The sequence below is a fragment of the Bacillus sp. GS3m_15504 genome, assembly GCF_055825275.1.
Window position 1 is genome coordinate 2,924,788 of record NZ_JBVVNL010000001.1, and the last position, 22,495, is coordinate 2,947,282.

Annotated in this window: 23 protein-coding genes; 4 read left to right on the top strand and 19 right to left on the bottom strand. The window is 34.3% G+C overall.

Features of this window, described 5'->3' with window-relative positions; all coding sequences use genetic code 11:
- The first annotated feature begins 40 nt into the window (after positions 1-40).
- Positions 41-805, top strand: a complete 765-nt coding sequence (locus tag AC0L0O_RS15445) for an alpha/beta fold hydrolase (RefSeq protein WP_001194296.1) — start codon at positions 41-43, stop codon at positions 803-805.
- 98 nt (positions 806-903) lie between these two features.
- Here AC0L0O_RS15445 and entFM read toward each other — a convergent pair whose 3' ends face one another.
- A complete protein-coding gene (gene entFM / locus AC0L0O_RS15450; RefSeq protein WP_473785853.1) occupies positions 904-2,166 on the bottom strand; it encodes an enterotoxin EntFM in 1,263 nt (420 codons plus the stop codon).
- Positions 2,167-2,814: 648 nt separating this feature from the next.
- On the opposite strand from entFM, the gene AC0L0O_RS15455 reads away from it, so the two are divergent.
- On the top strand, positions 2,815-3,036 hold the full coding sequence (locus AC0L0O_RS15455; protein WP_059380644.1) for a hypothetical protein: 222 nt from the start codon (positions 2,815-2,817) through the stop codon (positions 3,034-3,036).
- Positions 3,037-3,083: 47 nt separating this feature from the next.
- On the opposite strand, the gene AC0L0O_RS15460 is transcribed toward AC0L0O_RS15455, so the two are convergent.
- Both AC0L0O_RS15460 and AC0L0O_RS15465 read right to left on the bottom strand, forming a co-directional pair.
- On the bottom strand, positions 3,084-3,686 hold the full coding sequence (locus AC0L0O_RS15460) for a nitroreductase family protein (protein ID WP_001991648.1): 603 nt from the start codon (positions 3,684-3,686) through the stop codon (positions 3,084-3,086).
- Between the two features lie 244 nt (positions 3,687-3,930).
- A complete protein-coding gene (locus AC0L0O_RS15465; protein ID WP_000825875.1) occupies positions 3,931-4,884 on the bottom strand; it encodes a D-alanyl-D-alanine carboxypeptidase family protein in 954 nt (317 codons plus the stop codon).
- Between the two features lie 202 nt (positions 4,885-5,086).
- Here AC0L0O_RS15465 and AC0L0O_RS15470 point away from each other — a divergent pair, with 202 nt between their 5' ends.
- Entirely contained in the window at positions 5,087-6,088 is a 1,002-nt protein-coding gene (locus tag AC0L0O_RS15470) for a S66 family peptidase (RefSeq protein WP_088356630.1), read from the top strand.
- 88 nt (positions 6,089-6,176) lie between these two features.
- Here AC0L0O_RS15470 and AC0L0O_RS15475 read toward each other — a convergent pair whose 3' ends face one another.
- The 11 genes from AC0L0O_RS15475 to AC0L0O_RS15525 all read right to left on the bottom strand — a co-directional run bounded on the left by AC0L0O_RS15475 (position 6,177) and on the right by AC0L0O_RS15525 (position 16,782).
- On the bottom strand, positions 6,177-6,623 hold the full coding sequence (locus AC0L0O_RS15475) for a DUF6376 family protein (RefSeq protein WP_000695192.1): 447 nt from the start codon (positions 6,621-6,623) through the stop codon (positions 6,177-6,179).
- A 90-nt stretch (positions 6,624-6,713) separates the two neighbouring features.
- The gene (locus tag AC0L0O_RS15480; protein ID WP_000459101.1) at positions 6,714-6,935 is read right to left on the bottom strand and encodes a hypothetical protein; all 222 of its coding nucleotides are present in this window, start codon (positions 6,933-6,935) and stop codon (positions 6,714-6,716) included.
- Between the two features lie 289 nt (positions 6,936-7,224).
- The gene (gene cydC, locus AC0L0O_RS15485) at positions 7,225-8,949 is read right to left on the bottom strand and encodes a thiol reductant ABC exporter subunit CydC (RefSeq protein WP_000073489.1); all 1,725 of its coding nucleotides are present in this window, start codon (positions 8,947-8,949) and stop codon (positions 7,225-7,227) included.
- A 2-nt stretch (positions 8,950-8,951) separates the two neighbouring features.
- Positions 8,952-10,667, bottom strand: coding sequence for a thiol reductant ABC exporter subunit CydD (cydD, locus tag AC0L0O_RS15490; RefSeq protein WP_473785854.1), 1,716 nt, complete (start codon positions 10,665-10,667; stop codon positions 8,952-8,954).
- The gene (gene cydB / locus AC0L0O_RS15495; protein WP_473785855.1) at positions 10,667-11,683 is read right to left on the bottom strand and encodes a cytochrome d ubiquinol oxidase subunit II; all 1,017 of its coding nucleotides are present in this window, start codon (positions 11,681-11,683) and stop codon (positions 10,667-10,669) included. Before cydB ends, cydD begins: the two co-directional genes overlap by 1 nt.
- Positions 11,670-13,073 carry a cytochrome ubiquinol oxidase subunit I gene (gene cydA / locus AC0L0O_RS15500; RefSeq protein ID WP_000448880.1) on the bottom strand — a complete coding sequence of 468 codons (1,404 nt, stop codon included), beginning with the start codon at positions 13,071-13,073 and terminating at the stop codon, positions 11,670-11,672. The genes cydB and cydA overlap by 14 nt, the downstream gene beginning before the upstream one ends.
- 617 nt (positions 13,074-13,690) lie before the next feature.
- Entirely contained in the window at positions 13,691-14,746 is a 1,056-nt protein-coding gene (locus tag AC0L0O_RS15505) for an LLM class flavin-dependent oxidoreductase (RefSeq protein WP_000417571.1), read from the bottom strand.
- Between the two features lie 121 nt (positions 14,747-14,867).
- On the bottom strand, positions 14,868-15,311 hold the full coding sequence (locus tag AC0L0O_RS15510) for a MarR family winged helix-turn-helix transcriptional regulator (RefSeq protein WP_001205523.1): 444 nt from the start codon (positions 15,309-15,311) through the stop codon (positions 14,868-14,870).
- A 153-nt stretch (positions 15,312-15,464) separates the two neighbouring features.
- On the bottom strand, positions 15,465-15,788 hold the full coding sequence (locus AC0L0O_RS15515) for a carboxymuconolactone decarboxylase family protein (protein ID WP_000980894.1): 324 nt from the start codon (positions 15,786-15,788) through the stop codon (positions 15,465-15,467).
- 1 nt (position 15,789) lies between these two features.
- A complete protein-coding gene (locus tag AC0L0O_RS15520; RefSeq protein ID WP_001117262.1) occupies positions 15,790-16,197 on the bottom strand; it encodes a tautomerase family protein in 408 nt (135 codons plus the stop codon).
- Positions 16,198-16,233: 36 nt separating this feature from the next.
- Positions 16,234-16,782: a DUF4865 family protein gene (locus AC0L0O_RS15525; RefSeq protein ID WP_000579885.1), complete on the bottom strand. Its 549-nt coding sequence runs from the start codon at positions 16,780-16,782 to the stop codon at positions 16,234-16,236.
- Between the two features lie 120 nt (positions 16,783-16,902).
- Between AC0L0O_RS15525 and AC0L0O_RS15530 the strand changes: the two genes are divergently transcribed.
- On the top strand, positions 16,903-17,691 hold the full coding sequence (locus AC0L0O_RS15530; RefSeq protein WP_473785856.1) for a LysR family transcriptional regulator: 789 nt from the start codon (positions 16,903-16,905) through the stop codon (positions 17,689-17,691).
- A 61-nt stretch (positions 17,692-17,752) separates the two neighbouring features.
- Here the strand turns inward: AC0L0O_RS15530 and AC0L0O_RS15535 are convergent, their stop codons facing one another.
- The 5 genes from AC0L0O_RS15535 to AC0L0O_RS15555 all read right to left on the bottom strand — a co-directional run bounded on the left by AC0L0O_RS15535 (position 17,753) and on the right by AC0L0O_RS15555 (position 22,397).
- Positions 17,753-18,706, bottom strand: coding sequence for a branched-chain amino acid ABC transporter permease (locus AC0L0O_RS15535; RefSeq protein ID WP_142288068.1), 954 nt, complete (start codon positions 18,704-18,706; stop codon positions 17,753-17,755).
- A 49-nt stretch (positions 18,707-18,755) separates the two neighbouring features.
- Positions 18,756-19,616 (bottom strand): branched-chain amino acid ABC transporter permease, encoded by an 861-nt coding sequence (locus AC0L0O_RS15540; RefSeq protein WP_000382795.1) that lies wholly within the window; start codon positions 19,614-19,616, stop codon positions 18,756-18,758.
- Between the two features lie 21 nt (positions 19,617-19,637).
- Positions 19,638-20,339, bottom strand: coding sequence for a branched-chain amino acid ABC transporter ATP-binding protein (locus tag AC0L0O_RS15545; RefSeq protein ID WP_001196684.1), 702 nt, complete (start codon positions 20,337-20,339; stop codon positions 19,638-19,640).
- Positions 20,317-21,090, bottom strand: a complete 774-nt coding sequence (locus tag AC0L0O_RS15550) for an ABC transporter ATP-binding protein (RefSeq protein WP_000149316.1) — start codon at positions 21,088-21,090, stop codon at positions 20,317-20,319. The genes AC0L0O_RS15545 and AC0L0O_RS15550 overlap by 23 nt, the downstream gene beginning before the upstream one ends.
- Positions 21,091-21,179: 89 nt before the next feature.
- Entirely contained in the window at positions 21,180-22,397 is a 1,218-nt protein-coding gene (locus AC0L0O_RS15555) for a substrate-binding domain-containing protein (protein WP_000062014.1), read from the bottom strand.
- Positions 22,398-22,495: the final 98 nt, after the last annotated feature.

The following is a 22,495-nucleotide window of genomic DNA, read 5'->3' on the forward strand; positions in this document are numbered from 1 at the left end:
ATACTATATAAATCTCCAGTTATTGAAAGGAGTATCCTTTTTGCAAACAAATATACATTCCGAAAAGGAAACAATCATTTTTATTCATGGATTAGTTGGTAATCGTCGTGCCTTCAAAAAAGAGCATAAACGATTTTCAACCTCCTACAACATTATTACGTATGACTTATTAGGTCACGGCGATGATAAAGGTGAAGCTATCGAATTTTCATTACAGCGCCTCGTTGATCAATTATTGAATTTATACGAAAAAGAAGGCATTCAAAAAGCTCATATTTGCGCTTTAAGCTACGGCTGTTATATCTCTACCATTTTTGCACAACTGCACCCAGAAAAAGTATTAAGCATTTGTCATATTGGCGGCCATTATAATAATCCTTCTCTTTTATATAGCGTATTTCAAAATTTTTGGGAGAAACGAGGAGACGATTACTCTAAATGGCTCTCTCAATACGCAAATACCATTTTTCCAAGTGGCATACTAAAAGCAAACCCATTTGCAGTCATTTCAAGAAATATTTATTACCGTTTCGGATTGCAATTACATTCATCAATTATTGCCCAATCATTACGACATCGGTTAGAATTCGATTTAAAATCTAAATTAAAATCACTTCCCCACCCTATTCTATGGGTAATGGGTGAACATGATCATCTCTATAAATCTTGTCTTTTTGATTTAAAGTCCATTCTTCCTAACGTTTTATATAAAGAAATACCGTTAGCAGGACATGCAGCAAATTTATTTCGCCCTAACTATTTCCATGACTTATACGATCGATTTTTAAACGGGAAGTTAAAGTAAAAACTACTATACTCCCAATTTATTCAACTATAAAAAGGCTTCCCAAGTTTCCCTGGAAAGCCTTTTCTCTATTCGAAAAGTATATAAACTACTTTTTCTTAGTATGCTTTTGTGTAACCTAAAAGGTGCTTGCTCCAGTAAGAGTTGCTTACTGAACTAATACGTACGCCAGTTGCATCAGTTTCTGCACTAATGAATTGACCGTTTCCTAAGTAAACACCCATGTGAGAAGGACCTGATTTATAAGTGTTTTGGAAGTATACTAAATCACCTGGTTGTGGATTGCTAGTTTTTGTTTTAGAGCTCCAGTATCCAGCAACTGTTTGACGAGCGCCTTTATGACCAGTTTGATTTAATACGTAGTGAATGAATCCACTGCAGTCAAAACCAGCAGGTGTTGTACCAGCAGTTCTGTACGGTGAACCATTTAAAGATCTAGCGAATCCAGCGATTGAAGATGTATTTCCACCTGTTGTTGGTTTTTGTACGTCTTTAACTGGTTGTTGAACGTTATTCGTAACGTTGTTTACTCCGCCTTTTACAAACTTAACGAAGTCTGCACTTACGTAACCTGTGCGGCCGTTATGGTTAATTTTGTACCAACCATTTTCAGCGCCAGTAACGTTTAATACTGTACCGTTTGTTACACCACCGATTACAGCGTTGTATGTAGCTGGGCCTGTACGTACTTTTAGAGCACCAGTGTTAACAACATAAGAACCACCAGTTTGAACTGTTGTAGTATTGTTGTTTGTAGTTGGTTGTTGTGCTTGGTTAGATACAGCAGAACCACCTTTTGTTACGAAGTCTTTGCTTACATATCCAGTTCCACCATTGAAGTTGATTTTAAACCAATCTTGTACTTCACTAACAACTTGTACTGTTTTACCTTTATTTACAGAGCCTAATACTGTATGAGATGTACTTGGACCTGTACGTACGTTAAGTGAAGAAACGTTTACTGTGTAAGTACCAGTTCCTTGTTGAACAGTAGTTCCTGTTTTACCACCAGTTGTTACGAAGTCACCACTTACATAACCAGTTTGACCGTTTACAGTTACTTTGAACCAACCGTTTTCTTGTCCAATTACTTGTAGTACTTGACCTTGTTTTACTTTAGAAATAACGCTATGTCCTGTACCAGCACCTGAACGAACATTTAATACATCAGCAGTTACTGTGTATTTTAAGTCAGATTTTGTTTCTACAGTTTTTGTTTCAGTTACAGTCGTTTGAGTTTGAGTTTGTCCATTAATTTCTTTTAGCGCTTCGTTTGAAACTTGTGCTTGAGCAGAATCCATACCTGGAACTGCAACACCTACTACAGAAGCTGCTGCTAAACCTGCAATTACTTTTTTCATAAGTTGTCTTTACTTCCTTTCCCTACTATCCTCTTTTAAAAAACTTATAAACTTAATACTTTACAATATTATCAAAGTAAAATATTCATTAAGTTCCATTTTTTAGCAAGAGTTTTATTTTTCACACAGAGTTCATTTTAAATGAATGAAGTGAAATCCGTGTGAACTTCATGTGAACTTTACCATTAAACTTACTGTTTTTGCAATGCTTTTTTCATATTTCTTATGTATTTCATTGAAAATTCGACATACCATTCATTATCTTAGTAAATATTTTTCTATCGACTTTGAAAAATTCTATTCATCTAACACAATGCAAAGAATGTATTGCTTAGTATAGTTCCCCCCATGAAGCATACTCTTATCATGACAAAAAACACCTTTTTTATCAATAGTATAATATTTTTAGAAAACTATTTTCGATACTATTTATCATTTTTAAAAGATTTGACGATTTGTAAGATTTAACTTCAAAAATCGTGTTCTAATTTGGCGAAAATACACATTTCATTACCTACTTTTCACTATCTATGGAATTTCCAGGATATTTATATTATCATATATATATTGGCATTTTAATCTAATCAAGTTCTATTTATCCTACACGGAAGCCAATCGAACTTTTACAGATCGATATTGAATTTTAAGATGGAAGTCTTAGTAACCGCAAATAGTGGGATTAAAAAAGGGGGTATATTTATGAAAAACATAATAGATAATACTATAGATAAAAACATAGAACTGTACTATGCTTTTTTTCAATTCGTTTCATGTATCACCTTACAAAAAATATCGACTATTGAAACACGTAAAAACGAATTAAAACATCAGATGAAAAATACCGAGCAAAAAAACCCTTATTACATATAAAAAAGGTGAACAGATTATATTTCTGTTCACCTTTTATCGTTTCTATATTATTTATAAAATTTCACACGGTTTTCTAATGGTTGGAATTCTTTTTCCCCTGCAGGTACCACTGGTTTACCAAACGGCATTTGCGCAATGAGTTTCCAGCTTTCTGGAACTTCCCATTCTTTTCTCACTTCTTCATCAATTAGTGGATTGTAATGCTGCAATGTAGCACCAAATCCTTCGATTTCTAAAGCTGTCCAAATTGCAAATTGTAACATTCCTGAGGATTGTTGAGACCAAATTGGAAAATTATCTTTATATAACGCGAAGTTTTCTTGTAGCTCTTCCACTACTTGATTATCTTCGAAGTATAAAACCGTTCCATAACCACTTTTAAATGCATTCATTTTTTCTTCAGTAGATGCAAAGTTATTTTCAGGTACAATTTTTCGTAACGTCTCTTTCGTAATATCCCATAACTTATCATGTTGTTCTCCTAACAAGACAACAACGCGAGCGCTTTGAGAGTTAAAAGCTGAAGGTGTATGTTTTACAGCATGATAAATCACTTCTTGAATTTTCTCATCAGAAACTACTTGCTCTTTACTAATCGCATAAATAGATCTTCGGTCTTCAATTGCTGAGTAAAAATCTTTTGCCATCATAATTCCCTCCAATTTTCATTTGATGCTTTTTCATATGTATACATCATATTCTGCCTCGAAACTTATCATTAATAAGTTTCTAACTTTATACTATCAATAAATAATACTAAACTCAAATAATAACACTCACATATTTTACCTTTTTATTTCCTACTATTAAAAATAAAAAGGCGATTTATTGTTACTGATAATACGTAACAATAAATCGCCTTTCATATAATGATGATCCAACTCAGTATTTCACTTAATTAACTAAGCCAAATGCATAAGTCATTAGCTTATTTGTCTCTGTAAAACGTTTCGTTTTATCTTCCGTTCCCATTACAACTGTAATAATACGAGTATCACCTTGTTTTGCTGTACCCGTAAAACAATACCCTGCGCTATCTGTGAATCCTGTTTTTAATCCGTCTATTCCTTCTATATATAAAGCTTTATTATTTTTGTTTAACATATCATTTGTACTTATAACATTAATATTATTAAATGCCAACTGACTTTGACGTAAGTGAGTCACTTCTAATATTTCTGGGTAGTCTTTTATAAGATGATACGCCAAGTTTGCTACATCAGCAGCTGTCATCTTCGTCTCACTTCCATCGGGCTCCTGTAGTCCTGATGCATTTGCGAATTTTGCATAATCCGACATTTTTAACTGCTTCGCTTTTGCATTCATAAGCTGAACGAAATCTTTTTCCGTTTTCGCCATATGTTCTGCTAAAGCTACAGCCGAATTATTTGCTGATTCAATCATTAATGCATGGAACAAATCTTTAACAGTCAATGTGTCATTCACTTGGACTGGGATTCTTGCCCCTTCTGTTTGTGCCGCTTTCGCACTCATTTTCACCGGATCTTCCCAGCGAACTTTCCCATTATGTACATTTTCTAATAGAAGATATGCTGTCATCATCTTAGACATACTTGCTGGCGCAAAAGCCTCATTTTCATTATGTTGATAAATAATATCTCCATTACTCGCATCAATAATCATAGCTGCTTTTGCATCAACTTCCGGTGGTATATACTTTGGTGGCACTACTTTTTCAGTTAATCCTGTTTTAGGTAGTTCTGCCACTTGTAAAGGTTGTCCCTCTACATTTGTTACACTCTTTTGAGTTCCTTGGAATAAGAACCAACATATCCCTAAAATAATTACTAATAGGATCGTTATCCTTCCCCATTTTAACCGCTTCATTTCAAAACTCCTTTAGCAAACCTTTTATACACTCACATTCAACCATAACAACTTTCCCTTTATATCGTCAAGATAAAAAGTCTATTTATTCATCTATAACAATTATATTTCAATATATTTATGTTACAATGATACTGAAATATAAGAATATTCAACAATAAATTCACGCGGCTAAACTATTTAATAGAAGGGATTCATACAAATGATACTTCCAAAATCTTTAAAATGCGGAGACACAATTGGGATTTACTCACCTTCTTCACCAGTAACCTACACTTCTCCCAAAAGATTCGAACGTGCAAAATCTTACTTACTTCAAAAAGGATTTCATATATTCGAAGGTTCGCTAACAGGGCGATATGACTATTATCGTTCTGGCAGTATACAAGAGCGTGCTGAGGAACTGAATGCTTTAATAAGAAACCCTAATGTATCTTGTATCATGTCAACAATTGGCGGTATGAATTCTAATTCCCTATTACCTTATATTGATTATAACGCTTTTCAAAATAACCCTAAAATAATGATTGGCTATTCAGATGCAACAGCTTTATTACTAGGGATTTATGCAAAAACAGGAATTCCTACATTTTACGGTCCGGCACTCGTTCCCTCTTTTGGAGAGTTTGAGCCTTTTGTAGATGATACGTACAAATATTTTGCAGAAACATTACTGCATGACCAAGCACTTCCTTACAACATAAAACAACCTTTATTTTGGTCAGACGAATTTATTAATTGGGAAGAGAAAACGAAAGATAAAGAACTTAGACCAAATAATTGGATTTCTGTAACAAATGGACAAGCTACTGGACGTGTTATTGGTGGCAACTTAAATACAATACAAGGGATTTGGAGCAGCCCTTATATGCCATGTATTCAAGAAGGCGATATTCTATTTATTGAAGATAGCTCAAAAGATGCAGCTACCATTGAAAGAAGCTTTTCATTCCTAAAAATTAACGGTGTATTTGACAAAGTTTCAGGCATTATTCTTGGAAAACATGAGCAATTTGATGATTGTGGTACAAATCGCAAACCATACGAAATACTTTTAGAAGTACTCCAAAATCAAAGAATCCCTTTACTAGCTGAATTTGATTGTTGTCATACCCATCCAATGATCACTATGCCGATAGGTATTCAAGTGAACATGGATGCAACCAATAAAACAATACATATTTTAGAGAAATGGAAGATATAAAAATGCTTATATTATAGGAAGAAAGTATTATAAACTTTTCCATTAGAAAATATAAAAAAGCTCCGTTCATCACAAACGGAGCTTTTTATTATTGTCCTAAATTTTGAACCTTCTCTTTCAAATCTCGAACTTGATCTACCGTCTGCATAAGCTCAGAGTTTTTAAATTGCTCTACATCCACTTTTCCTTCTTCTATCTTTGTCATCGCCGTATCAATTAACGTATTTAACTTTTCATTATATCCGACAATTTGCTGATGAAGATCCTTTGCTACATCAGGTGGCGTTAATTCATTGAATGCGGGTATGTCTTGTTTAATTTCACTAAGTTTCGTTTCTAATTGTTTTCGAGCTTCGCTATCATTAACGGCCTTTTCTGCTAATGCTGGTGCATCATTTGCAAATGCACTTATTTCATTTACATAGTCTGTCGCTTTTTGCGCATAATCTAGGGAGTTCTTTCCTTCCTCTACTAGTGAACATCCCATTAATCCAATTGAGACTATACACGCTAATAAAATTGATTTTATTTTCATTTTAGGCTCCCTTCATTCTTATAATTGTCTGCAATTTTCTCTATCATAACTTCTATCTAAATTACTTAAAACCTTTTTTCAAATAGCTATTTATCCGCTTACATGTCCGATTACAGTTACCACATCTGTTTCTATATGTACGCTAATAATATCTTCAATTATATCCATATATCCTTGTCCTATAGCTGTTCCGTAGTGTAATGTAAGCCCCTTCTTTTCATACACTGATTTTGGCACTGAAAAAATAAATCTCCTCAAGTTCCTTTCATCAGCTGGTTCCATAATTAAAACTATCCCATCCTCATCAAACATATACGCTCGCCCTCCAACTTTACATTCACTATGGCTCAGTATTGCCTTGGTCAGCAAAATTTAAAACATAACAAGTTAAGATATACTCTGTTCTATCATAAAATGAAGCTTTAATCAGTCATTCTCAATTGTTTTTTTACTGACAGCGAGGCCCTAATCTAACTTCTTTGCTTTCCCTGAATTTTGAAGTGAGGTTTTACTGCCCGGCAAATAGCGGGATATAAATAAAAAGCATTCATTCTTTTTTATGAAGAATGAATACTTAAAAAAAATCAACTACTAAATGAAACTATATTCCTTTATCAAGTTCATAAAGCTGTCTATACTTCTCATTTTCTTTCAGAAGTTGTTCATGACTACCTTGCATCACAATTTGACCACGATCAAGGAATATTACTTCATCAACATGCTCAATGCCTACAAGATGGTGCGTAATCCAAATTACTGTCTTTTCTTCCGTTGCAGAAAACATTGTTTCTATTAAAGATAATTCTGTCTTTGGGTCTAAGCCGATTGTAGGTTCATCTAGTACAATGATTGGTGCTTCTTGCATTAGCGTTCTTGCAAATGCAACTCGTTGTCTTTCCCCGCCAGAAAATCTTTTTCCCATCTCATGCATTTTCGTTTGTAATCCATCTGGAAGAGAAGCAATATGCGAAGCTAATTGTGCTTTCTCTAAAGCTTTCCATATCTCTTCATCTGTTGCCTCTGGTTTGCCTATCCTTACATTATTTCCAATTGTCGTATCGAATAAATGCGGCTTTTGATTCAATACAGAAATATATTTTGATAAAAGATTCGTGTGAGCATGTTCACTATTCAATAAAACTTTACCATGTAATGGGCTTAGCGCACCTGTTAACAGTTTTAATAAAGTTGATTTTCCTGTTCCGCTTCTTCCTAAAATGGCGATTTTCTTCCCTGCTTTTATTTGTAATGATACGTCTTTCAATACAAATTCATTGCTATCTGGATAACTATACGATACATGATTTAATTCAATGTCTATATGTTTTGATGCAACATACTCTTTATCTCCATATAAGTCCTCTTCATACTGTAAAGTATCTTTACCTTCTACTTGATTTAGACGATGAGCAGATTCTACATACGATGGAATGCGATCGATGGCATCTGAAAGAGGAATAAGCGCGTTTGTGACAGATAACGTCGTTAAGACGAAAGCCGCAATAACAGTAGGTGCAATCAGTTCACTTGCCGCCTCATTTCCAGTCCATACGATCATTGAAATGACTACAATCCCTACTACTAATTGAATGATACTGTCCCGAATATGATTCCAGCGCTTCATTCTTTTCTCGATTTTTAACAACTGATCATTTTGTTCTACATACTTATCAATGAATTCATCTTTTCTACCACTTGCTTGCCAATCAGATAATCCAAAAACAGCATCTGTTAGTTGTTGGTACAAACGGTTTCTTCCTTGCTTTAAAGTAACATGATGTTTCTTCATCAAAAGTAATGATATAAATGGGAGAAGAAAAACGATAATCGCTAGCATACACCCTGCAATAAGTGCAAACATTACGTCAAATGAACCAATAACAAGTACGAATATGCTATATACAACTAATGCTAATATGCTAGGAAATATTGTACGTAAATATAGGTTTTGTAAATGCTCTATATCTTCGGATAATACCCCTAACATATCACCCGTTTGGAATCGCGAACGGAAAAATAACGCCTGTGGTTCTACTATCCCATATAGTTTCGTTCTCATCTTTTCTAATATGCGTAATACAACATCGTGTCCAACTAAACGCTCTAAATAATGAAATACCGCTTGTCCTATACTAAACGCACGTGTTGCAACGATAGGTACATAAACTGCCATTACATTTTCTGGTCTAAGAGCAGATTTAGAGATTAAATAACCTGAAATGAAAAGTAGCATTGCACCTGAACTAACTCCAAGCAGACCAAGGAAAATAGTTACAGTCATTCTACCTTTATTTTGCTGTACATACGGTTTAATCCAGTTACTCATCTCTATCCCCTCTCTTTCCTGTGAACATGTAATGTCTCATTCTTTACAAGTTCTTCATAGGTTCCACTTTCTATCATTTCCCCTTTATTTAAAATAAGAATATGATCCATTTGTTTCATCCAGTGAAGACGATGTGTTGCAAGAAATACTAACTTACCTTCAAACAGACGTAACATCGCTTGCTTTATTTCAAATTCAGTTTCAATATCAAGATGTGCCGTAGGCTCGTCTAATAAAATAATTGGCTTTTTACTTAAAAGGGCTCGCGCCATTGCGACACGTTGTTCTTGTCCGCCACTAAGCATACGCCCACCTTCTCCAATTCTTTCATACATTCCATTCGGAAGCGATGTAACAAGTGAACGAAGACCGACTTCATTAATAACTCTTTCCACTTCTTCATCAGTTGTATTTGTTTCATAGAAACAAATGTTATCTTTTAATGAAAGCGGGAAAATATAAGGTTGCTGCGGAATATAAGCAATATTCTTTTGCCACTCTTCACGAGTAGACCCGTCAATTTCCACACCATTTACAATCATCTTTCCACCCGAAGGAGTTAAAAATCCAGCTAATACGTCGATTAACGTCGATTTCCCTGCCCCACTTTCACCAATTACACCTATAGCGCCGTTTCCATTCCAAGTAAAATCAATTCCCTCTAATATAGCTTTTTCAGATTCATCATTCTTTACTTTTACATCTTGTAATTTCAAGTTACTAGAGGAATTCCATATTAGATCTACATTAGATCCTTTCTTCCCTATTTCTTTTTGTCGCTGTAAAATCTCTTCTATTTGCTCCATTGCAAGTTGTCCATCTAATGTAGCATGATAATTTGCTCCAACTTGTTTAATCGGTAAGAAATATTCCGGAGCTAAAATTAAAATCGTAAGGGCTGGTAATAGTACAATTGTCCCATCTATTAAACGTATACCTAATCCGACCGCTACAAATGCGATTGATAAACTCGTAAAGAAATCTAATGCAAATGAAGAAAGAAAAGCAACCCGCAAAGTACGCATCGTTGCTTTTCTATATCTTTTACTTACTTTTTCAATCTTTCCTTCGTGTTGTTTACTTTGACCTAAATACTTTAATGTTTCTAATCCTTTTAACGTATCTACAAAATGATTAGAAAGAACACGATATGTTTCATATTGGCTATCCGCCATTTTCTGCGCTGCTAATCCTAGTAGGATCATAAAAACAATTACGATAGGAATCGTTACAACTAAAATGATTCCAGACTCCATATCTAGTGTAAAAACATATAGTACAATTAGTCCCGGTACGATACTACTTCTAATCATTTTAGGAATAGTTAATTCAATATATGTTTTAAATTTCTCAATACCCTCTATTGATAAGGTAACCAGATGACCTGTTCCAGTAGTTTGAACATACCGTGGACCTAATGTGAAATATGCCTCTATTAATTGTTTTCTCAGTAGCGATCCTGTTTTTTCAGCAAAACGTTCCACTAATATTTGCGATATTCGAACTAGCAAGTGACGTACTGCAAACGCGATTCCGAAATAAACAGTTTCATTTAACACAGATTGCACTGCTTCCCCCTGAAATAGGAACGTAATAGCCCGCGCTAAAAACACTGTTTGTGCAATAATACTAAAAGCTTCTAAAATGCTAATGATTGTTAGCACTACATATAAAACTCGGCTACCAGGATACGACGGAAGTCCTCTTTTTCTTTTCATTAGTACTCCAAATCTTTATCTGACTTAACAGGTTGTCTAAACACATAAAAACTCCATATTTGACTTCCCAATACAAATGGCAATATAGCAATTGAAAAATACGTCATCAGTTTTAGTGCATAATCCCCTGATGCTGCATTATAAATTGTTAAATCGTATATTGACCCTAACGAACTAATTAAGACACGTGGGAACATGCCGGCAAACACACTCGCACTTAGTAAAATGATTGTTAAACTTGTCATAAAGAAAGCCCAACCATCTCTTCTTCTTTTATTTAATAATGTTGACGCACATAATGCTACAAAAGCTCCAATCGGAACCATAATCCACTCTTTACCATGACCAGTGAAAATATCTGTTTTCCATAATCCAACACCAGCAAAAATAAGAAGTGCGATAATTGCAAGCGGTGCAATTTTCAACGCAGCAATACGTGCACGTTCTCTTAACTTACCAGTTGTACGTATAGTCAGGAATTGCAATCCGTGAACAATACATAACAGAAGGAACATAACTCCTCCAAGTAATGCAAATGGATGAAGTAATTGTAAGAATCCACCTACAGCATTTTTCGTCTTATCAATTGGAATACCTACCATAAAGTTAGCAATGGCAACTCCCCACAGAATAGGTGGTAGTAAACTTCCTAAAAACATACCCCAATCCCAAAAACCTTTCCATTTATGATTGTCTATTTTCGCACGGAATTTAAAGGAAACACCTCTTATAATTAAGGCGAGAAGCATAAACACAAAAGGAATGTAAAACCCACTAAATAAAGTTGCATACCAGTGTGGGAATGCCGCGAACATAGCACCACCAGCACAAACAAGCCATACTTCATTCGCGTGCCAAAATGGACCAATTGTATTTAAGTATATTCTTTTCTCTAAATCGTTTTCCCCTAAAAATCTTGAAACTATACCTACACCGAAATCGAAACCTTCAAGTACAAAGAAGCCTACGAATAAAACTGCAATAATGATAAACCACAACTCATTAAGAGATAACATACTCTTCCTCCTTATCAAATGGATCATGGCTTTGAGAATCCTGTTTCGTTTTCTTATTCTCATGTCCTTTAATAATACGAACGAATAAGTAAATAGTAATTCCACCTATAATTAAATATAGTGATGTGAATGAAACTAAAGAGAATAACACTTCTCCGAACGTAACATTTGGAGATACAGCATCTTCCGTTTTCATAACACCGAAAACTACCCAAGGCTGACGTCCCATTTCAGTCATAATCCATCCTACTGTATTACCGATAAACGGTAGTGAAATTGCATACACCATTAATTTTAAATACCAAGTTTTTTCAGCTAATCGATCTTTTCTTGATAAGAACCATCCGTACGCCCCTAGAAGAAGCATAAATGTTCCACTCATTACCATCGCTCTAAAACTCCAGAACATCGTGTGTACTGGTGGAATATAATCTCCAGGCCCATATTTTTCTTCATATTGCTTTTGAATTTGATTCATCCCTTCTACTTGACCGCTAAATTTATCATATGATAATAGACTTAGCATATAAGGGATTTGAATTTCAAACGAATTTTCTTTCTTCTCTGCATCAATTTTCGCAAATACTGTAAATGGCGCTGGATCCTCACTCGTATTCCATAATGCTTCAGCTGCTGCCATTTTCATTGGGTGTGTCTTAATTAATTGTTGCGCTTGCGCATGACCGAAGAATAATACTAGCGCAGTTGTAAGTGTTCCAACAATGATAGAAATGCGGAATGATTTTTTAAACACTTCAGTTTCTTGAGCTTTCGTTATTTTCCATGCACTCACACCTGCAATAAAGAATGCACCAGTTGCAATTGCCGCTGTAATTGTATGCGGGAATTGTACCCATAATTGTGGGTTTTGAATAATTGCTAAGAAATCATTCATTTGTGCACGTCCATCTGCTGCCATTTCATATCCTACTGGCGATTGCATAAATGCACTTGCAGTTAAAATCCAAAACGCTGATAGCATTGTCCCAATTGAAAGGAGCCAAATACATAAAAGGTGAATTCGCTTCGGTAATTTATCCTCACCGAATACCCATAAACCTAAAAATGTAGACTCAATGAAAAATGCTAATAAACCTTCAATTGCAAGTGATGGACCAAACACATCACCTACGAAACGTGAATAGGTTGACCAGTTCATACCAAACTGGAATTCTTGTAGAATACCAGTTACTACACCTACCGCAAAGTTAACAAGAAATATTTGCGTCCAAAACTTCGTCATCTTCTTATAAATTTCTTGTCCCTTTACTACATATAACGTTTGCATTAACGCAATGATAAAAGCTAAACCAATAGACAGCGGAACAAAAAAGTAATGGAAAATCGTTGTTGATGCGAATTGTATTCGTGCCAATTCGAGCGTTTCCATACTACAATCACTTCCTTCATAATTTTTTATATCGTAATTTCAATTGAGTTGTATGAATAAAACAACTCAAATCTTAGAAATATAGAAAGATAAATTTGTTTATGTACTTTTAGAAAATATAAATTTTCAGTTTTCAAGATAATTACAAAAGAACTTTCTCATAAAATTTACCTTTTCACTATTTCAGTAGTGTTTTATCCGTTAATCGAATTGTATAATATACCTGCATAGTAAATTCAGCTGATTTTTGACGTATTATTGACATCATTTTGTCTGAAATATGTCTTTTGTCATTTTCTTGAATTAGATTTTTCTCATTAATAAAATGTATTTTTTTAATATAAGACTTACTTTCATATCAATAAAATAATCATTTCCCTCTTCATACACTTGACTTTCACGCGAAAAAATGTCCTCTGAACCAACGAAGAAATCAGTGAGTTTTTTGTCAAGAGGAAAATGTATTTTTAAAATTCAAACACAAAATAATGTTATTCAAAAATAGAAAGTCTACTCCCACTTTCTATACTAAAAATTCATTTTTTTGTCATTTTTTCAAACTAAATCAATACATAGAAAAATACCGAGAATCGATTATACTCTCGGTATTTTTCAAATTATTTTGCTGTATGTTTTCTAATAGCCGGTAAAATTTCAGTAGCAATTAATTCGATGTTTTTCTCAATTTTATCAAATGGTACACCACCAAAATCAATTTGTGCCATAAAGCGTTGTTGCCCAAACAATTCATATTGGTAAAGCATTTTTTCAATAATTTGTTGCGGGCTACCAACCATTAACGCGTCACGGTAATCTAATGCATTTGTAAATTGTTGTTTCGGATACTCACCACCGCGTAGTGTAAGCATACCAGCATTAATGTGAGGATAGTATTCACTAAGTGCATCTTGTGAATTTTTTGCTGTATAAAATAAACTCGTTGTTGCAACTGGCAAACTTGCTGGATTGAATCCACTTTGCGCAGCCGCCTCACGATAAGCATCTACTGATCCTTTAAAGTTAATAGCTGGACCACCTAGTGTTGTTATCATCATTGGTACACCCGCGCGTCCCGCTTTAATCGCACTAGCTGGTGGGCCACCAACTGCACGCCAAATTGGTAAATTATTATTTTTAGCTCTTGGAATAACCGATGCATGTGCAAGCGGTGCTCTAAACTGTCCATTCCATGTTACATGTTCCTCTTTATTAATTTTTAATAAAAGATCCATCTTCTCTTCAAATAACTCTTCATAATCATTTACGTCATAACCAAGTAAACTATATCCCCCAATACGTGATCCACGACCAGCCACAATTTCTGCACGTCCATTAGAAATTAAGTCAATTGTAGCAAAGTCCTCATATACTCGTACCGGATCAGAAGTACTTATTATCGTTGCCGAACTTGCAATTTTTATATTTTTCGTAGCTTGTGCAATAGCTCCTAAAATAACTGTATGAGCCTGCGTTGTAAAATGCGTTTGATGGCTTTCACCGATAGCAAATACATCAAGTCCAGCTTCATCTGCTAACTTAGCTGTTTCAATTAATTCATGAATTCTTTGTTCCGCACTAATTTTCTCTCCATTATGCGGATTTAAAACATGATCCCCAATCGAATATAATCCAAACTCCATCCCTTTACTTGTATCCATACGGTATTTTTCCATCATTACTCTCTCCTTTAATAAAGTGTTATTAGTTTCTCTTTTAAAAAACGTTTGTAAGTCAAATGTATTTTCCTATTGTCTATAATTTCACTTGATTAGTCAATTGATAGTGTAAAAAAAATTACTCTTGCGGTAATTCTTTTTTTTCACTATGCTTATGAACTTTCGTCATTAGCTCGTATAATATTTTCTGTTCTTCTTCATTTAATACATCATCAAAAAAAGATGATTGAAATGCAAGTTGCTCTGGCAATGCTCTCTCTAAAGCTGCTTCTCCTTGCTCTGTAAGACTAATTGTTTTCGTCTTCCAATCTTGTTTTCGTACAATATATCCTTCTTTTTCAAGACGAGTTAACATTCGAGAAATACCGCCTTGTGTAACAGTTACCTTTTCAGCTAACTCCATTTGTGTTAGTGGCTGATACGTACGTATTTGCAACAGCACATCAAATTGAGCAGTCGTTAAATCAAAACGTTTTAAAAACTCATTTGACATCTGATTACTTTGATTCGTAAATCGTATTAAACGTAACCATATTAATGATCCAATCGTATTATCACGCATGTTTGATCACTTCCTATCGTGAATCTTACTATCACTTTACTACGCAAGTGATAAAAAAGCAAGAGAAAACGTGAAAAATATCTCATTAGAGTATTACATAAATAACGATAAGAAAGAATTCATGTTTAAATGAATTCTTTCTTATCGTTATTCTTAACTTTTCATGTCATTCATTGCTATATGTAAAGCCGCCACAGCTTTTGGCCAACCAACATAAAAAGCCATATGTGTTATTAATGCAATCATTTCATTTTCTTTAATTCCATTTTGTTTGGCCAGTCGCAAATGAAATGGTAATTGTTCTGTATTACCAAGACTGATTAATACAGACACTATACATAAACTCCTTTCTCTTAATGTTAAAGTGTCATCCCGCCACACTTCCTCGAACAATATTTTTTCACTATAATGAGCAAATGCAGGTGCCTTTTCTCTCATTTTCTCTTGAATACAATATTCAATGGATCCATTCATCATTTCACTCCCCCTTCACTTTTACCAATTGTGCCATTCCTTGACCAAATGACCAATTTTCTGCAGATGTCTCATTTACCGTAATAAAAATATTTGCACGTTTTATACTAGAACATTCAGAAACCTTCGAGGATATCGATTGATACAGATCACTTTTCTGTTTTATCGTTCTTCCCTGTCCACATGTAATAGAAACATACATCATATTCTCTGTTCTCTTTTCTCCTCTTTCTAATAAATAATATGGATCATATAAAAATTGATTTTGTTGATAAGGTAAAAACATTTGAAAATAATCATTTTCAGGGATGTTAAAATGTTCAATTAATGAAAGATGAATACATTCACCTACCTTTTTGATTTCTTCTTTATTTAATTTATTTTCATGATAATAAACGTTCACAAAAGGCATACATTTTCATCCCTTTTCTTAAACTTCAACAAATTTTCATCGTGAAATGTGTAAAATCTCATATACTGTAACATCTTTATTCGTTACCATATCAGGCTTTTCATTATAAAACCTGATATGGCTATATCCCCATTTATCTGGATTATAAATGATTATATTTCCTAAACATTTTTCTATGTTTTGTACATTCTCATTCATAGTGTTTAATTGAGTCTCTCTCAGTGAATTACTTTGAGAAATACTCCCTGTATACTCAACAACATATCTACTTTTTTTAAAATCATCACTTAAATTAACAACTAATGGAACACCTATATTTATTTGTTGCCACCCAAACGATTGTAAAATATTATCGTAATACCCTTCAAAGATAAATTTGTTCATTCCTTCATGACCATTCCAAATATATAAAGGCGCATAACAGTTACAGAAATTTCCGTCTTTACCTGCCTCAGTAATTAAATAAGCTTTAAAATTTAGGTCTTGAAAGCCATCCGTTTTATGCCCATTATCCTTTACCCTTTTTTTTATAATCTCCATGTCATAATCCTTTGGCAAAATGACCTTATATTGCATTCCAATCATGTTTATCACTCACTTTCTATCCTATATACATAATGATAAAGCGATGACTGACTAACGTAAAATAGGTATAACTTATGCTTGGTATCATTTATAATGATATCGTATAAGGAGCTGTGATAAATGGAAATAAATGATCTTATTATATTCAAAACTGTAGCTAGCGAAGGTTCTATTAGTAAAGCTGCGAAAGAGTTAGGATATGTTCAACCAAACGTAACTGAGCGAATCAAAAAATTAGAACTAGAATTAGAAACACCTTTACTACATAGAGATAACAAAGGCGTTTCGTTGTTACCTTCTGGTGACATTTTACTAGACTACATAAATCAAATATTAATGCTAGTAGAAGAAGCGAAAGATAAAATTAAAATGTGTGGTTCTTCTTATATAATCGCGACGTCACAATCGATTTTGACTAATTATGTAAGTAAGCGCATTAAAGAAAATTTCAGGAATTATCAAATATATGTAGAAAATAGTAGTCATTTGCAAAAATTACTGCAGCAACAAAAAGTTGATATGGTCATTACTTATGAGGATTACCCGGACACAGCGTTTAAAAAAGTATTTTCCACTTCAATTTCTATCGGTTTATTAAAAGCGATAGAAAAGTGTACTGTTGACTATTCAAAGGAACTCTTCTTCGTTAGCAATGACAAAAAGTGCCCTTTTAGAAATAAGACCATTCAATTTCTAAAAGAAAATAATTTATCTCAGCGTCAACTTCAACAACTAGATTCTTATTCGCTTATGGAAGAGTATATTCAGGACGGAAAAGGGATAGCCTTTTTACCGATTAATAATGATAAATTGGTACCAATTGAAGATGTTCAAATTGAGAAATTAACTGTCCATTTTTTCACAAATCAAAACTCTTTAAAACACATCCCTGATGAATTATTTAATTAATAAAAAATCCCTCCTTTACGAATCTAAAAGAGGGATTTTCATATTTTATACAATCGATTTTTCACACGTTTTGCTCCACTTCTGCACGTTTCTCCTTCTTATTCCGTTTCATATTCTTCAAACCCTTAACCGTGCCAACTAATCCTTTCGGGAAAACTAGCAATACGATAATGTACAATAAACCAAGAATAATTGTCCATCGTTCAAAAATCGGATACTCTGTAGCTAGTTCTGATAAATAATATTTTAGAGATTCAATAATTCCAGCTCCAGCAATTGCTCCAATTAACGTTCCAACGCCTCCAATCATCGTCATCAATAATGCATTTAATGTCATTTCAATTGAAAATACAGTTGTATTAACAAAGCGTAAAGTAATAACAAATAAACCACCGCTTATCGCAGCTACTACTCCTGCAACAACACTAGCAATAATTTTATAATGAAGAACTTTATACCCTAGTGCTTCAACACGTTGCTCATTTTGTGAAATTGCCTTTAATACTTTTCCAATAGAAGATTTTGTGAAAAGACGTAACAGAACAAAAATGATAAGTAAACATATAAGTGTTATATAATAAAACGTAAAGCGATCACGGAATACGTCTGGTACACCAAATGTAAAACCATCCCCTCCGTGAGTGAGCCCACGCCATTTTTCAGCAAGTACGAAAAACAACTGTGAAATAGCAAGTGTTAACATTGCATAAAAATGACTTTTCAGCCGTAAAGAAAGCAAACCAATTATATAACTAACAATGGCTGAAATGATAATTGCAGCTACTATCCCTATAAAAAAGTTCGTTATGGATACTCCTTGTCGATCAAATAAAAGCGCTACGCCATATGCTCCTATTCCAAAGAACATACAATGACCAAATGATACAATCCCTGTATACCCAAGCAATACATCAAAACTCATTGCAAAAATAGCAAAGATGAAGATTTGAGTGAACAAAATTAACAAGCTCCGTGAATCATTTACGAATGGAAATACACTTAAACAAATGAGCATACATACTCCGAAGTATACTTTAATTCGATTTGATGTGCTGTTCACCATTTCACCCCTTTTCACCAACAAGTCCATTTGGCTTCACGATTAAGAAAAACAGTAGCATTAACATATTGATTGCAAGTGATAAATCCGGTATAAAATACGCTGTAAAAGCACCAGCTAATCCGACAATTAAAGAAGCAATTGCTGAACCTTGTACGCTTCCTAATCCTCCAATGATTACTACTATGAACGCTAAAATCGCATACTGCATACCCATTTCGGCGAAAATAACACCTGAATACGGTGCTAATAAGAAACCTCCCAACGCTGCCATCCCTGCTCCTAATAAAAAGACGAAAGAAAATATCGCTTTTACGTTAATACCGAGCGCTTGAACCATCTCTTTATCCATTACACCTGCGCGTATCATAAGACCTATCTTTGTTTTTTTGAGCAATAATAGTAAGGCAACGTAAATGATAATCCCAATTAAAATAACAAATAGACGATATTTAATTAATATAACGCCTCCGAATGTAAAACTTCCTTGTAGCCATAACGGTAACTTTGCCCCAATTGGATTTGGTCCCCAAAATACTTTAATACATTCACTAAGTACAAGCATTCCTCCAAGCGTAACAAGAAGCTGGCGAACATGATTTCCATATACCGGTCTAATAAGGAATCTTTCTAAAATGAATCCAAGGAACATTCCCATAGCTATTGCTCCAATTAACGCTAATACGTAACTACCTGTCATATTAAATAACCAAACACCTGTAAAGGCTCCCCACGCAAATAAACCACCATGTGCAAAGTTTAGAACACTCATTAAACCGAAAATAAGCGAAAGACCTGACGCTAATAAAAAAATGAGCATCCCTGTTGAAATCCCATTTACAAATAAATTGATTAACACATCCATCCTTCTCACCTCGGATTCATGTTAAGAGATTCCTAAATATTTATGACACATTTCCTTATCCTCTTTTAATTCATGCATAAAACCGTTATGAACAATTTTTCCGTTATCCATAATATAAAAGTAATCACCAATTTGACTAGCCATCATAAAATTTTGTTCAACGAGTAAAACTGTTGTTTTCTCTTTCATTTTTAAAATGGCTATCATTAACTTTTCTATCATAATGGGGGACAAGCCTTTACTCGGCTCATCAATAAGTAATAAACCATCACTATTAATAAACGCTCTTGAAATTGCTAGCATTTGCTTTTGTCCTCCGCTTAAGAGCCCGCTTTTTTTGTGCCAAAATTGCTTTAAATCTGGAAATAGTTCAAGCATCCATTCTATTTTTTCTTCCGCTTCTTCACCCTTACCTCTAGCAAGAGCGAATGTTTCTTCTATTGTCAGGTCGTGAAAGATACCTTGATTTTCTGGTACATACCCTATTCCTTTCCTTGAAATTAAATGTGTAGACAATCCATTTACTTGTGTACGATCATAATAAATTTCACCATGTGCAATATGGTGAAATCCCATAACCGAACGTAATGTCGTAGTCTTCCCTGCACCATTTCTCCCAAACAGTACAGTAATCGTTCCTTTTTCAACAGCAAGAGATACCCCTTGTAAAATATGAAACTGATCTAAATACGTCTCTATATTATTCACTTGTAATAGTGCCACTATATAATCCCCCTAAATAAGCACTTTGTACTCGCTCATCTTTCATAATTTCTTCAGGCATACCTTCCGCCAATAACTCTCCATGGAATAAAACGATAAGATGGTCTGATAAACCTAGTACCATATCCATTTTGTGTTCAATAAGTACAATCGTACTCTCTGGATGTTTTTTAATATTTTCAATCACTTGTAAAATAGCCGGTACCTCTTCAACTGATATACCTGCCGTTGGCTCATCAAGTAATAACACATCCGTTTTTAAAGCTAATAACATCGCAAGCTCTAATTTTCGCTTTTCTCCATGCGCTAAATCTTTCGCTAATACATGTTCTTTCTCCTGAAGTAATACTGTTTTTAAGAAACGTCTCGCCTCTCCAACTTGTTGCTTAAATTTCGCCGAACTCGGAAAAAAACTATAGTAATCTTGAACAAATGATTGAACACTTAAACGAACATTTTCAAGTACCGTTAACTCTGGAAATATATTTGTAAGTTGAAAAGAACGACCAATTCCTAATCGAGTTCGATCCGAAATTGATAATTTTGTAATCTCTTGACCTTTAAAATATACTTCACCCTTCGTTGGAGAAATTTGTCCACTTAGTAAATTAAATAACGTTGTCTTTCCTGCACCATTTGGTCCAATAATGGAAATGAGCTTTCCTTTTTGTACTATTAAATTCACATCTTTAATAACATGATGCTCACCAAAAGATACGCTAAGATTTTTCGTTTCTAGCAAATGTGTCACGATATCCCTCCCTTTCAAGCTTTAAGTATGAAAGAAATACGTATAAAGAGGGTGTCCCCTCTTTATATAAAAACAACAGAAAATTCAGTCTATTTACTTTGAACTGGTGGCTCTGTCTCTTTCATCGTTAATTCTCGCTCTAATACTGGCACCGGATAATCAACACCATCTTGCTTTTTCAATGTGATAGAATAAAGTGTCTGCATCGCTTGATGATCCTTTTCTCTAAACTTCATCTTTCCTTTCGGTGTATCAAATTCCATTCCTTCCATTTTCTTAATTAATGTATCTACATCTGTATCACCTTTTGTTTTCTTTAACGCTTCTACAATTGAAATTGCCGCTGACATTCCTCCTGCTGTAAATAAATCAGGCACCGCACCATTAAATCGTTTTTTATGTTCTTCCACTAACCAATCATTCACCTTATTTTTCGGGAGTGTATGATAATAAACAGAAAAACCTTGCATTCCTACTAACGCGTCCATCGTTTTTAATGCTGGTATATCTGGTGCACCTGTAGAAATTTTAATACCTTGCGCTTCCACATTCATATCCTTTAACTGTTTCCAAGGTGAATTTGCCCCTGCCCAAACGATAAATAAATAATCTGGTTTTGAACTAATGATATTTTGAATATTTGCAGTGAAGTCAGTCGAATTTGTATCAGCATATTGCTCGTTTACGATATTTGCACCTAATTTCTTCGCTCCAGCTTTAAATGCCGCAATTCCTTCACGGCCGTATGCATTGTCTTGTGCTAACGTTGCTATTTTCACATCTTTTTTAGCAATCGCTGCAGCACCAGCGACTGCATCTTGAGAGGAATTTCTACCTGTTCTAAAAATATATTTATTCCAGTTCTTGCCGGTAATACTATCCGCCACTGCTGGTTCTACAACCATTATTTTTTCGTACTCTTCCGCTAGTGGTAAAACCGCTAATGTATCACTTGAACTAGACGATCCGACTAAAAAATCAACTTTCTCTTCTTCTAATAATTTCGTAGCTTTTTTAACTGCTACATCAGCTTTCGTTTCCGTATCTTCTACAACAAACTTAATCTTCTTCCCTTCCACTTTCCCAGTTCCACCAGTTGCATAGTCTAACCCTAATTCAAATCCGTTCATTGTTTGTTTTCCATATGATTCTAATGGACCTGTTAATGATGCAAGAACCCCTACCTTAATCGTCTTTTCATCCTCTGTACTTGTTTTCTTTCCTGAACAAGCTGCCGTTATGAATAACGAACCTAAAACACAACCAGTAGCCATCATTCTTAGCCATTTACGTTTTTTCATCGACATTGTGATCCTCCCCATACTTTACTTTCTGATAGAATCAATCTCGCCAAAGTTATCCACCCGTAATTATGACTTTTTCTTTGAATCATACAAACAAATCT

What these genes read in the sequence shown, in the direction of transcription:
- entFM (WP_473785853.1), bottom strand. Translation starts at nt 2,166, where the DNA reads ATGAAAAAAGTAATTGCAGGTTTAGCAGCAGCTTCTGTAGTAGGTGTT.
- AC0L0O_RS15455 (WP_059380644.1), top strand. Translation starts at nt 2,815, where the DNA reads ATGGAAGTCTTAGTAACCGCAAATAGTGGGATTAAAAAAGGGGGTATA.
- AC0L0O_RS15460 (WP_001991648.1), bottom strand. Translation starts at nt 3,686, where the DNA reads ATGATGGCAAAAGATTTTTACTCAGCAATTGAAGACCGAAGATCTATT.
- AC0L0O_RS15465 (WP_000825875.1), bottom strand. Translation starts at nt 4,884, where the DNA reads ATGAAGCGGTTAAAATGGGGAAGGATAACGATCCTATTAGTAATTATT.
- AC0L0O_RS15470 (WP_088356630.1), top strand. Translation starts at nt 5,087, where the DNA reads ATGATACTTCCAAAATCTTTAAAATGCGGAGACACAATTGGGATTTAC.
- AC0L0O_RS15475 (WP_000695192.1), bottom strand. Translation starts at nt 6,623, where the DNA reads ATGAAAATAAAATCAATTTTATTAGCGTGTATAGTCTCAATTGGATTA.
- AC0L0O_RS15480 (WP_000459101.1), bottom strand. Translation starts at nt 6,935, where the DNA reads ATGTTTGATGAGGATGGGATAGTTTTAATTATGGAACCAGCTGATGAA.
- cydC (WP_000073489.1), bottom strand. Translation starts at nt 8,949, where the DNA reads ATGAGTAACTGGATTAAACCGTATGTACAGCAAAATAAAGGTAGAATG.
- cydD (WP_473785854.1), bottom strand. Translation starts at nt 10,667, where the DNA reads ATGAAAAGAAAAAGAGGACTTCCGTCGTATCCTGGTAGCCGAGTTTTA.
- cydB (WP_473785855.1), bottom strand. Translation starts at nt 11,683, where the DNA reads ATGTTATCTCTTAATGAGTTGTGGTTTATCATTATTGCAGTTTTATTC.
- cydA (WP_000448880.1), bottom strand. Translation starts at nt 13,073, where the DNA reads ATGGAAACGCTCGAATTGGCACGAATACAATTCGCATCAACAACGATT.
- AC0L0O_RS15505 (WP_000417571.1), bottom strand. Translation starts at nt 14,746, where the DNA reads ATGGAAAAATACCGTATGGATACAAGTAAAGGGATGGAGTTTGGATTA.
- AC0L0O_RS15510 (WP_001205523.1), bottom strand. Translation starts at nt 15,311, where the DNA reads ATGCGTGATAATACGATTGGATCATTAATATGGTTACGTTTAATACGA.
- AC0L0O_RS15515 (WP_000980894.1), bottom strand. Translation starts at nt 15,788, where the DNA reads ATGATGAATGGATCCATTGAATATTGTATTCAAGAGAAAATGAGAGAA.
- AC0L0O_RS15520 (WP_001117262.1), bottom strand. Translation starts at nt 16,197, where the DNA reads ATGCCTTTTGTGAACGTTTATTATCATGAAAATAAATTAAATAAAGAA.
- AC0L0O_RS15525 (WP_000579885.1), bottom strand. Translation starts at nt 16,782, where the DNA reads ATGATTGGAATGCAATATAAGGTCATTTTGCCAAAGGATTATGACATG.
- AC0L0O_RS15530 (WP_473785856.1), top strand. Translation starts at nt 16,903, where the DNA reads ATGGAAATAAATGATCTTATTATATTCAAAACTGTAGCTAGCGAAGGT.
- AC0L0O_RS15535 (WP_142288068.1), bottom strand. Translation starts at nt 18,706, where the DNA reads ATGCTCATTTGTTTAAGTGTATTTCCATTCGTAAATGATTCACGGAGC.
- AC0L0O_RS15540 (WP_000382795.1), bottom strand. Translation starts at nt 19,616, where the DNA reads ATGGATGTGTTAATCAATTTATTTGTAAATGGGATTTCAACAGGGATG.
- AC0L0O_RS15555 (WP_000062014.1), bottom strand. Translation starts at nt 22,397, where the DNA reads ATGTCGATGAAAAAACGTAAATGGCTAAGAATGATGGCTACTGGTTGT.